General features: G+C 44.3%; 3 protein-coding genes. All 3 read left to right on the top strand.

Translation table 11 applies throughout. The features are described 5' to 3' along the window. Positions 1-6: 6 nt before the first annotated feature. The 3 genes from ACHAL6_RS04145 (at position 7) to ACHAL6_RS04135 (ending at position 13,223) form a co-directional block, all read left to right on the top strand. Positions 7-3,768, top strand: a complete 3,762-nt coding sequence (locus ACHAL6_RS04145; RefSeq protein ID WP_395268980.1) for a bacterial Ig-like domain-containing protein — start codon at positions 7-9, stop codon at positions 3,766-3,768. Between the two features lie 423 nt (positions 3,769-4,191). Further along, positions 4,192-7,575, top strand: a complete 3,384-nt coding sequence (locus ACHAL6_RS04140) for an N-acetylmuramoyl-L-alanine amidase (protein ID WP_395268968.1) — start codon at positions 4,192-4,194, stop codon at positions 7,573-7,575. Between the two features lie 320 nt (positions 7,576-7,895). Beyond that, positions 7,896-13,223 (top strand): bacterial Ig-like domain-containing protein, encoded by a 5,328-nt coding sequence (locus ACHAL6_RS04135; protein ID WP_395268967.1) that lies wholly within the window; start codon positions 7,896-7,898, stop codon positions 13,221-13,223. Positions 13,224-13,262: the final 39 nt, after the last annotated feature.

The raw sequence follows: 13,262 nt of genomic DNA, 5'->3' as shown, positions 1-13,262 counted from the left end.
ATCAACATGAAGGATTCTATCCTAACCATAAGAAATGAGAATCATGCAGCAATACATCAGAAGAAAGGACATTTCGAAAATTATGGGATATTGGATTTTTACATCAGTAATTATGCCATTGTGTCAGACTTCTATTCAAAAGTTTTAGATACCCAAGAACAGTTATTTCTTATCAATCCTAACTCCAATGGTGAGAAATATCATGTATTACGAAAGAATTATGTGGATGTTACCCCACCGCATCTTGTATTACTGGGTGATGAGAAAATGAACATTATTTTGGGTGAAGAGTATGTTGAGCAGGGTATATATGCAATAGATGAGTTCGATGGCATAATCACCGAATATCATATTGAAGGTGCAGTTGATACTTCACAAATCGGAGACTATGTTTTGGCATATGTTGTATATGATGCTACAGGAAATAGTTCAAGAATTGAACGTATAGTGTCAGTTTTACCTAAAGATGTAAATAATATTGATATTGATATCAGCAAATCAGACTACATTTATACAGGTGCGGAGATCATGCCGATCTATAGTATCAAGGATGGGGATAAAGTCCTTAACTTAAATCAGGATTACACATATTTTTTATCAGATAATATAGAAATAGGGTTGGCTACGCTGACACTAAAAGGTATAAATAATTATACTAATGAAGTTAGTATCCCATTCAATATTGTTCCAAAGGAATTAGATTTCATAGAAATCACGAAGCAGCCAGCCAAGCTGAGCTACTTCGTGGGAGAAGAATTGGATCTGACTGGACTGGAAGTGATCGGAACCTACAACAATGGCGAGAAGAAGATTGAGACAATTACGATGGAAAACGTCAACGGATTCGACAGCAGCATTGAAGAAACAGGACAGATCGTTACAGTAACCGTTGATGGCAAGACAGCCGCTTTCACAGTGGATATCATATCCATCGTGCTGGAATCCATAGAAATCACGAAGCAACCAGCCAAGCTGAGCTACTTCGTGGGAGAAGAACTGGATCTGACAGGACTGGAAGTGACCGGAACCTACAACAACGGAGACAAGAAGATTGAAGCCATCACCATGGATAACATCACCGGATTCAGCAGCAGTCAGGCGGAAACCGGACAGATCGTCACAGTAACGGTTAACGGCAAGACAGCCACTTTCGCAGTGGACATCATAGCCATCGTGCTGGACTCCATCGAGATCATGAAGCAGCCAGCCAAGTTGAGCTACTTTGTAGGCGAAGAGCTGAATCTAACTGGACTGGAAGTGACTGGAACCTACAACAATGGTGAGAAGAGAATGGAAACCATCACCATGGAGAGCGTTACAGGCTTTGACAGCAGCAAGGCGGAAACAGGACAAATTGTCACAGTGACAGTTGAGGATAAGACAGCCACTTTCACAGTAGATATCATAGGGATTATGCTGGAGTACATCGAGATCACGAAGATGCCGGAAAAACTGAGCTACTTCGTGGGAGAGCAGCTGGATCTGACAGGACTGGAAGTCACCGGAACCTACAATAACGGTGAACAGAGAATGGAAACCATCACCATGGAGAACATCACAGGCTTTGACAGTAGTAACGCAGAAACAGGTCAGGTGGTTACCGTGACAGTGGAGAGAAAGACGACTACCTTAACGGTGGACATCATAGCCATCCTTTTAGACTCCATCGAGATCACGAAGCAGCCAACCAAGCTGAACTACTTTGTGGGAGAAGAGTTGGATCTGACTGGACTGGAAGTGATCGGAACCTACAATAACGGTGAACAGAGAATGGAAACCATCACCATGGAGAACATCACAGGCTTTGACAGCAGCAACGCAGAAACAGGTCAGGTGGTTACCGTGACAGTGGACGGAAAGACGACTACCTTCGAGGTGGATATCATCGCCATCCTTTTAGACTCCATCGAGATCACGAAGCAGCCAGACAAGCTGAACTACTTTGTGGGAGAAGAACTGGATCTGACTGGACTGGAAGTGATCGGAACCTACAACAACGGTGAGAAGAAGATTGAGACCATTACAATGGAAAACGTGGCAGGTTTCAACAGCGGCAATGCAGAAGCAGGACAGGTTGTTACAGTATCCGTTGATAGAAAAACAGCAACCTTCACAGTGGAAATCATAGCGATTCTGCTGGAATCCATCGAGATTACGAAGTATCCTGCTAATTTGAGCTACTTTGTGGGAGAAGAACTGGATCTGACTGGACTGGAAGTGATCGGAACTTACAACAATGGTAAAAAGAAGGTTGAAACCATCACTATTGACAACATCGCAGGATTCAACAGCAGTCAGGCGGAAGCCGGACAGGTTGTTACAGTAACCGTTAATGGCAAGACTGCCACCTTCACAGTGGATATCATAGCCATCCTTTTAGACTCCATCGAGATCACGAAGCAGCCAGCCAAGCTGAACTACTTTGTGGGAGAAGAACTGGATCTGACTGGACTGGAAGTAACAGGAGTTTACAATAATGGTGAGAAGAAGGTTGAAGCCATCACCATGGATAACATCACCGGATTCAACAGCAGTCAGGCAGAAGCAGGACAGGTTGTTACAGTAACAGTAGATGGCAAGACAGCCACCTTCACAGTGGACATCCAAGCGATCCTGCTGGACTCCATCGAGATCACAAAGAAGCCGTCTAAACTGAGCTACCTTGTAGGAGAAGAACTGGATCTGACAGGACTGGAAGTGACCGGAACTTACAACAATGGTGAGAAGATGATTGAGAACATTACGATTGGAAACTTAACCGGATTTAACAGCAGTCAGGCAGAAGCAGGACAGGTTGTTACAGTTACAGTAGATGGCAAGACAGCATCCTTTGCAGTTGATATTGCAGAGAAGCTGAGTGTTCTCTACAGGACCCATGTGCAGTCATACGGCTGGCAGGATTTCGTGTCTGACGGAATGCTGAGCGGAACAACAGGAAAGGCTAAAAGGCTGGAAGCCATTGAGATCAGAACCGAGGGCAATGAAAATCTTGGGATCAAGTACTCTACACATGTGGAGAAAATCGGATGGCAGAACTATGTCGAGAATGGAGCACTCAGTGGAACTGAAGGCAGAGCATTGAGACTGGAAGCCATCAAGATTGAGCTGACAGGAACAGATGCGGACCGATATGACATCTATTATCGTGTTCATGCGGAAAAGTTCGGCTGGATGGGCTGGGCCAAGAACGGTCAGGCTGCAGGAACAGCAGGATATGCTTACCGACTGGAGGCGATTGAAATCAGTATCGTGGAGAAGGGGGAAAATCCTTATCCAGTCAATGTAAGTGCCTACAGAGACAAGAATACTGTTGAGAACATCTCTTACAGAACCCATGTGCAGTCTGTAGGCTGGCAGGACTTTGTATCGGATGGAGAAATGAGTGGAACCGAAGGACAAAAACTGAGGCTGGAAGGCATTGAAATCAGTCTCGGAGACCACCTGCCAAGCGGATCTGTGGAATACAGCACCCATGTGCAGAGCATCGGCTGGACTGATCCTGTAAGAGATGGTGCCATGAGCGGAACGGAAGGCAGAGCGCTAAGACTGGAAGCGATACGCATCAATCTGACGGGTGAAATATCCAGACAGTACGATATCTACTATAGAGTCCATTCAGAGAAGATCGGATGGATGGGATGGGCCAGGAACGGCGAAGACGCCGGCACATCCGGATATGCCTACAGACTGGAAGGCATTGAGATCATGCTGGTTGAAAAAGGTGCAAATGCACCTGGACCGACACTGGATCATTACAGAACCAGATAGCTAATAACAATTAAGTAAGAAAAGTGATTACAGTAGAAATGATGCTGTAATCGCTTTTTTTCATAAAATTTTATCATAATAATAGTACCAGATTAAATCAGGTTCATTTCTTGCGACTAAAGGTATACCGGATCTTTTTGCTTCTAAAGGAAAGTGATACTATTATTTGCGCGAAAGAATTAGAAAATACAATTGAATCATTACGTTCGATTCAAAGTGGATTGGTTTCATGGGTCTTTTAGCGCTAGAAAAATCCATATGTACATGCCTATAACCGTATGAGGAAAGTATTCAAATTGCTATGGATTAGTGAAGCTTTCAGAAAATACGATTGTGAAATTATTAGAATAACTTTTTTAAAACTATATGATGGGTTAAAATAACACTTGACGACTATATTTATTACAAGAGGAGAAACTGTTTATGAATAAAGCCATATCCTTTTTATTGTGTTTCATTTTATCTTTCAGCTTAGGTGTCACTACTGAAAAAAGTAGTGCAACGACGCAACCTGAGGATTTATCCGTTCAGGAAGGCCAGGAATCCAGATACGCTGTCAGGACAGATGGCGATGAATATTCTTTGTATGTTCCATCTGATGAGTTTGAAAGGCTGGAAGATGTCATTTCATCAGATGCAAACGGAGAATACAGATTCAATTTCATCGACTTCAATGACCTGGGACAAAAACACGAAATCGTGGATCATGTATTTCGTGTTCTGAATGAGGAGTTCAGAGAATCTGAAAATATCTATGTGTATGAGAGTGTGTTTCAGTTCCTCTCCAACGAGCATGAGATCACTGGTGAGGAGACGATCATGATATCTTCTGAAGAGAGACTGTTTCCGTACCTGGAAGTGGCGGAGGATGGTATTGTGCCAGAGGAAGAAGAGAAATCTGAGCGTGATACAGTCCATACTGGCGAAGTCGTTGACGACGAAACACCCGTAGTGGAAGAAAGGCCAGTCCTGGAGGAAGCTGTAGTCACCTACAGAACTCATGTGCAAAGTATCGGGTGGCAGAACTATGTGGAAAATGGAATCGTAAGCGGCACCGTAGGTGAAAGGAAAAGAGTGGAAGCCATCGAGGTCAATATAGAATCAGAGCTTGATCTGGGTGTGCGATATACGACGCTCGTCAATGGTCTGGGATGGCAGGAATACGGTTCAGACGGAAGTGTCAATGGTACCACAGGTCAGGGAAGAGCGATTGAAGCAGTTTCCTTGGAACTAACGGGAGAAGGCAAAGAGGCTTTTGATCTTTATTATCGTGTGCACTCAAGTAAAGTTGGCTGGCTTGGCTGGGCGAAAAATGGTGAAAAGGCAGGGACAGAAGGGTTCGGCTATCAGATGGAAGCCATGGAGATCAGGCTGATAGAAAAAGGTGAACCAGCACCAGGGCAGGATGATGATTCCTATATGGTATATGGAGAGATCGTCCAGATTGGTTACGAGTATCTTAATGATATGAATGAATGGAAAGAAGGAAGCGACGAGGAAGATCTTTCTTCACCCTTTATGAATCTGAGAATTGGTCTCACGACCAATCAGAAACTGGACATCAGGTATAGTGCCTACTATGAAAATTCGGGATGGCAGAGTTATGCAGGAAATGGGGAGGCAGCAGGAGGAAGCGATGCTTACGATAAACTCAAAGCCCTGAAGGTTTATCTCTCTGGAGAGGATAAGGACAGGTATGATATATTATACCGGGTCAGAATGTCACAGCGTGGATGGATGGACTGGACGAAAAATGGCTTTGCAGCCGGCTCAGAATCAGTAGGGGACTATGTGGTGGACCTGGAAATCAGAGTGACGGAGCGAGATACTGAGGGAATTCAGGGAGGAATCTCCTATATCGGCAGCGGGAAAGAGCATCTGGTGTCCTATGAGACACATATACAGAGAAGAGGCTGGCTGGATCCTGCCTATGATGGGGAAACGGGTGGAACGCTGGATAATCTGAGAATGGAAAGCATGAGGATTTCTTTGGGTCAGCAGCTGCCTGAAGGAAGCATTCATTACAGTGCACATGTGCAAAGCTATGGCTGGATGGAAGAAGTCAGCGATGGACTGCTTAGTGGAACAGTGGGTGAAGGGAAAAGAATGGAAGCCATTTCAATTGCCCTCTCTGGTACAGTCTCTGAACTGTATGATGTGTACTACCGTGTGAAAGTCCAGAACCTTGAATGGCTAGGCTGGGCGAAAAACGGTGAAGCTGCAGGAACTGAATCTTTTGGTCTTTTCATCGAGGCAATAGAAGTGAAACTTGTGGGAAAAGAGGAGCGTAAGCCTGAATCCATGCGAATGCCCTATAGAAGAAATGAGGGGAATCCGATTCTTCTATACAAATCCTCATCCTCGGGATATAGCGAAGAGCAGTATCTTCTTCAGGAAGAGACAAGTGGCACGGTGGGAGAAAGACTAGGACTTACAGATCTTGACGCAGCAGTGCTTGGTTCCTCCGGACTTACCATAGAGTTTGAGGGGTACAAGACTGGAGATGGATGGGTCAGAGGCAAGTCTGGTGATGGCCTCACCTTGAAGAATGCAAATCTCCTGGAATCGGTGAAGTTTGAACTTCATGGAGAACAGAAGGACAAATATGATATCTACTACAGAATTCATGTCCAGAAGCTCGGCTGGATGGGCTGGGCGAAAAACGGATTTGCTGCAGGCACCCTGCATCTGGGGCTTCGTATTGAAGCCATGGAACTGAAACTCCTTCCGAAAGATTCTGAAGCTGATATCATTTCAGAAGGTTATTTCAAGACGACTACAGAACCTGCTCCTTTCTCCTATCGTGCCCACATACAGAAAGTGGGTTGGGTGGACTCGGAAAATACCGGTGAGATCATCGGTACCATGGGGCGGAGCTTAAGACTGGAGGCACTGGGACTCACATTAGGGGAACATATGCCTTCCGGCAGTATTGAGCTTGGCGCCTTTGTAAAAGGACTCGGCTGGATGGAAAGTGAAGAGGATACTCTGGTGGGAACGTCAGGGGAAGGAAGGAGACTGGAAGAGGTTTCCATGCATCTTTCGGGGTATATAGCTGAAGTCTTTGACATCTACTACAGAGCGCATGTTCAGAGACTAGGGTGGCTGAGCTGGGCTAAAAATGGAGAAAAGGCTGGAACCGCTTTTTACAACTATCAGATTGAAGCTGTAGAAGTGAAGCTTGTTCCCAAAGGGGAGGTTTTCTCCGGAGATGTTACAGAATCCTATGTCATGAAGATCCCTGCCTACATCAAGACAAGATATATGACCCGCAACGACTGCTATACTAGGGACAGGCAGATCATACCTCAAGGTCTCATGGTGCACTCCACTGCATCACCTGGCGTCATGGCAGGTCAGTGGTTCGACAGGTGGAACAAGTCCTATGATGCCGGAGAAATAAACAGGCAGGCTGCAGTACATGCTTTTGTGGATGACAAGGAAGTGTGGCAGTATCTGCCATGGAATCACAGAGGATGGCATGCCGGTGGAAAGGCCAATGATACCCATATCGGCATCGAGATGGTGGAACCTGCAGGTCATGGCTACAGCGGCAGCAGAATGATCGGGTATGATCCAGTGAAAAATGCGGAGTTCTTCAGAAATGTATGGGATAAGACAGTGAACCTGTCAGTAATACTGGCTAGAATGTACAGTTTCGACCACAATGACATCATCAGCCACAATGAAGGCGGGAAACTGGGGGTAGCAAGCTACAGCGCGGATGTCGCGCACTGGTTCCCATATCACAACAAGAGTATGGATGATTTCAGATTGGCTGTTAAGAAGGGACTGGGTCTGGAATAGAGCCTCCTGTGCTTGATAAACTGTATACTTAATTAGCAATATATCTAATTCAACAGAGAACAGATCAGCCAAAAAGGTTTCTGTTCTCTGTTTTCAATTGCCATTAAAACTATCTGACATTTGTCTTTCATAGCAAAATTCAACATAGGTGAAATCACCATATGAAATACTAATAAAAGTAATATAGAATAATGGATTTTCATATTTCAGAAACATCATAATTATGTTGTTCACTACCATCATTGTTGATATACTGAATTCAATTAGGTTTACTATCATAATCACTAGATTCATCAACTTATTTAGGGGGAAACATGTATATGAAAAAATGGTCGAGAAATGTATCATTTATTTTAATAATCTTAATTATGGTACAGGCATTATATGGAGGGTATTCATATAGAGAAGTATCTGCGGATGAGATTGAGAAAACTGTTGCTGAAGAAGTTGACGCAAGAGAAGTTGTCACACCAGATGCTGCAGATATTACAGCACCAGTCGCAGATTTGAGTACATTGGAAGTGAGCCAGAAGACAGCGGTTCCTGGAGATGTGGTCACTGTAAGAGTAAAAGCGAGTGATGTTGGAACTGGTATAAATCAGGTGAGTATCAGTGTCAAAAATGCACTCACAGATTACAGCATCACCGAATACATAAAAACAGCCGATGAAGATGGATATTACAGCTTCAGGATGGAGGTAACGGAGAATACTCAAAGTGGTTTATGGAAGGTTTATTGGATTGTTGCATACGATAATAACGGGAATAAGACAGCTTATTATAGTAGTTCATATGATTTCAGTGTGTCAGACTTCGAAATCATCAATGAATCAAGTGATATAACCCCACCAGTCGCAGATTTGAGTACATTGGAAGTGAGCCAGAAGACAGCGGTTCCTGGAGATATGGTCAATGTAAGAGTAAAAGCAAGTGATGTTGGAACTGGTATAAATCAGGTGAGCATCAGTGTCAAAAATACACTCACAGATCACAGCATCACCGAATACATAAAAACTGTCGATGAAGACGGATATTACAGTTTCAGGATGGAAGTAACGGAAAATACACAAAGTGGGTTATGGAAGGTTTATTGGATTGTTGTATACGACAACAACGGGAATAAGACAGCTTATTATAGTAGTTCATATGATTTCAGTGCGGCAGATTTCCAGGTAATCAACGAATCAAGTGACATAACTTCTCCAGTGATTGACTTAAGTACATTAAGTGTTGATAAGAAAGAAGCGGTTCCGGGAGACTGGGTAAGCGTAAAAATAAAAGCTAGTGATGTTGGAAGTGGAATACATCAAGTCAGTATCAGTGTCAGAAATGTGCTCACAGGATATAGTATGACCGAATACATAAAAACTACCGATGAAGATGGTTATTACAGCTTCGAGATGGAAGTAACGGAGAATACACAAAGTGGGGATTGGAAAGTTGAATGGATCATACCATATGATAACAATGGGAACCAAACAGCTTATTATAGTTTGTCTCATGATTTCAGTGCGGCAGATTTTTCAGTGCTACCAGCGGGAATCTTCCCTAATAAGATTACAGCAATGTATATAACTGAGAATACTTTTTGGACGAATAGAACTATTGATACAGATATCTATGTTGGTCCTGATGCAATTCTTACAATTGATGGCAATGTTGAAATGAACGGAAACCTCTATATACTAGGTTCGGTAGTCTCTTATGGAAATCTCACAGTGAATTCAATATTTGCGAATGCAGTATATTATGGATACTCCACCCCGGTTTATCAGGGTTCCATGAATTTCAGAGGAGGCACTCATTCTGTTTCGAAACTTACAGTAACAGATCAACCGATACCGAGTATACCAATTGAAGTATACAGCGATAATACTGTAGGTGAAAATAGGGTTCTTCCCATTCTAAAAGGAGCCACTTTACCCATAGGAGATCTATACATTGAAGGTGAGAAAGTTGACTATAATTATAATGGAACTTTCTCAATTCCTGACTATTTCGTAGGATCCAAGAAAATTCTGGAACTGAAAGTGATTGATGTCTTTGGAAAAGAGCATATTCAGATGTATGAGCTGATTAATCCCAATGAGCGGGAGCTTCTTGAGGTTGTGCTTGTATCTCCACCAGATAAGACAGAGTATGTGGTAGGCCAGAGTATTGATGTGACTGGTATTGAAGTGGTTTCTGTATTTGATGATGGAACTAGAGAGTTTATGGTCATTACGGAAGATCAGATTTCCGGTTTCAATAGCAGTCTTCCTGCTGAGGGGCAGGTTGTCACAATAACTATTGGGGATAAAGTTATCACTTTCCTAGTGGATATTATTGCTGAAGAGTTGGAATCAATTGAAGTTACATCAATTCCGGATAAGCTAACCTATGTTGTAGGACAGGAGATTGATCTCACTGGACTAGAAGTCACAGGTACCTACAACAACGGGGAGAGAAAGATTGAAACAGTCACACTGGAAAATATTACCGGATTCAACAGCATTCAGGCAGAAGCAGGGCAGATTGTAACGGTAACTGTCGATGGAAAAACGGCGACCTTCATCGTGGACATCATACCGGTCATGCTGGAAAAAATTGAAATTGCAAAACCGCCGATAAAGCGGAGTTACTATGAAAGTGAAGATCTGGATCTCACCGGACTGGAAGTCATTGGATCCTACAACAACGGTGAGAGAAGAATTGAAACCATTACGATGGACAACATCACCGGATTCAATAGCAGAAACGCTGAAGTGGATCAGATGATAACAGTGACAGTCGGCGGAAAGACCGCCACCTTCACAGTGGACATCACAGCCATCGTGCTGGACTCCATCGAGATCACGAAGCAGCCAGCTAAGTTGAGCTACTTTGTAGGTGAAGAACTGGATCTGACAGGACTGGAAGTGACCGGAACCTACAACAATGGTGAGAAGGTGGTTGAAGCCATCACTTTGGACAACATCACCGGATTCAACAGCAGCAACGCTGAGGCAGATCAGCTCGTTACAGTAACAGTAGATGGCAAGACAGCAACCTTCACAGTGGATATCATAGCGATCCTGCTGGACTCCATCGAGATCACAAAGCAGCCGGCTAAGTTGAGCTACTTTGTAGGAGAAGAACTGGATCTGACTGGACTGGAAGTGACGGGAACCTACAACAATGGCGAGAAGAAAATTGAGTCAATCAGCATGCTGAATATAACAGGATTTAAAAGTGATATAGCAGAAACAGGTCAGATTGTTACTGTTAATGTGAGGGGGAAGACAGTTACCTTTATGGTGTCTATTATGGATATTGTTCTGAAATCCATCGAGATCACGAAGCAGCCAGCCAAGCTGAGCTACTTTGTAGGCGAAGAGCTGAATCTGACTGGACTGGAAGTGACTGGAACCTATAATAATGGTGAGAAGAAGGTTGAAACCATCACGATGGACAACATCACCGGATTCAACAGCAGTCAGGCGGAAGCCGGACAGGTCGTTACAGTAACCATTGATGGTAAGACAGCCACTTTCACAGTGGATATCATACCCATCGTTCTGGAATCCATCGAGATCATGAAGCAGCCAGAAGCGTTGAGCTATTTCGTAGGTGAGGAACTGAATCTAACCGGCATTGAAGTGACCGGAACCTACAACAATGGAGATAAGAAGGTTGAAGCGATCACCATGGACAACATCACCGGATTCAACAGCAGTCAGGCGGAAACCGGACAGATCGTCACAGTAACCGTTAACGGCAAGACAGCCACCTTCACAGTGGATATCATAGCCATCGTGCTGGAATCCATCGAAATCACGAAGCAGTCAGTCAAGCTGAACTACTTTGTAGGAGAAGAATTGGATCTTACTGGACTGGAAGTGATCGGAACTTACAATAACGGTGAACAGAGAATGGAAACCATCACCATGGAGAACATCACAGGCTTTGACAGCAGCAACGCAGAAACAGGTCAGGTTGTTACAGTAACAGTAGATGGCAAGACAGCCACTTTCACAGTAGATATCATAGCCATCGTGCTGGAATCCATCGAAATCACAAAGCAGCCAGACAAGCTGAGCTACTTTGTGGGAGAAGAACTGGATCTGAATGGACTGGAAGTGACTGGAACCTACAACAACGGCGAGAAGAAGGTTGAAGCCATCACCATGGACAACATCGCAGGATTCAACAGCAGCCAGGCAGAAGCAGGACAGGTTGTTACAGTAACAGTAGATGGCAAGACAGCCACCTTCACAGTGGACATCATAGCTATCGTGCTGGAGTCCATCGAGATTACGAAGATGCCAGAAAAACTCAGCTACTTCGCAGGGGAAGAATTGGATCTGACAGGACTGGAAGTGACTGGAACCTATAATAATGGTGAGAAAAAAGTTGAGACCATCACTATGGACAACGTCGCAGGATTCAACAGCAGCATTGCAGAAACAGGACAGGTTGTTACAGTAACCGTTAATGGCAAGACAGCCACCTTCACAGTGGATATCATCACCATCCTTCTGGACTCCATCGAGATCACGAAGCAGCCGTCTAAACTGAGCTACTTTGTAGGAGAAGAACTGGATCTGACCGGACTGGAAGTGACCGGAACCTACAACAATGGTGAGAAGAAGATAGAAGCTGTCACTATGGACAACATTACCGGCTTTGACAGCAGCATAGCTGTAACAGGCCAGATCGTCATAGTATCAGTAGATGGCAAGACAGCATCCTTTGTAGTAGAAATTATTGAGAACCTGAGTGTTTCATACAGGACCCATGTGCAGTCATACGGCTGGCAGGATTTCGTGTCTGACGGAATGCTGAGCGGAACAACAGGAAAGGCTAAAAGACTGGAAGCCATTGAGATCAGAACCGAGGGCAATGAAAATCTTGGGATCAAGTACTCTACGCATGTGGAGAAGATCGGATGGCAGAACTATGTCGAGAATGGAGCACTCAGTGGAACGGAAGGCAGAGCATTGAGACTGGAAGCCATCAAGATTGAGCTGACAGGAACAGATGCGGACCGATATGACATCTATTATCGTGTTCATGCGGAAAAGTTCGGCTGGATGGGCTGGGCCAAGAACGGTCAGGCTGCCGGAACAGCAGGATATGCTTACCGACTGGAGGCGATTGAAATCAGTATCGTGGAGAAGGGGGAAAACCCTTATCCAGTCAATGTAAGTGCCTACAGAGACAAGAATACTGTTGAGAACATCTCTTACAGAACCCATGTGCAGTCTGTAGGCTGGCAGGACTTTGTATCGGATGGAGAAATGAGTGGAACCGAAGGCAGAAAACTGAGGCTGGAAGGCATTGAAATCAGTCTAGGAGACCACCTGCCAACCGGATCTGTGGAATACAGCACCCATGTGCAGAGCATCGGCTGGACCGATCCTGTAAGCGATGGTGCCATGAGCGGAACGGAAGGCAGAGCGCTAAGACTGGAAGCGATACGCATCAATCTGACGGGCGAAATGGCCAGACAGTATGACATCTATTACAGAGTCCATTCAGAGAAGATCGGATGGATGGGATGGGCCAGGAACGGCGAAGACGCCGGCACATCCGGATATGCCTACAGACTGGAAGGCATTGAGATCATGCTGGTTGAAAAAGGTGCAAATGCACCTGGATCAACACTGGATCATTACAGAACCAGATAATTTAAAAATGTAATATCAATAAGGCGATTATAGTTTGAA

Origin of the sequence: Proteiniclasticum sp. C24MP (assembly GCF_043951855.1) — a bacterium.
In the GTDB taxonomy this organism is placed as follows: Bacteria; Bacillota; Clostridia; order Clostridiales; family Clostridiaceae; genus Proteiniclasticum.
Note: the sequence above shows the minus strand (reverse complement) of the source record. Positions and strands in the feature narration are given on the sequence as shown.

Bases quoted from the DNA above. Each gene is read 5' to 3' on its own strand.
- ACHAL6_RS04140 (WP_395268968.1), top strand. From the start codon at position 4,192: ATGAATAAAGCCATATCCTTTTTATTGTGTTTCATTTTATCTTTCAGC.
- ACHAL6_RS04145 (WP_395268980.1), top strand. From the start codon at position 7: ATGAAGGATTCTATCCTAACCATAAGAAATGAGAATCATGCAGCAATA.
- ACHAL6_RS04135 (WP_395268967.1), top strand. From the start codon at position 7,896: ATGAAAAAATGGTCGAGAAATGTATCATTTATTTTAATAATCTTAATT.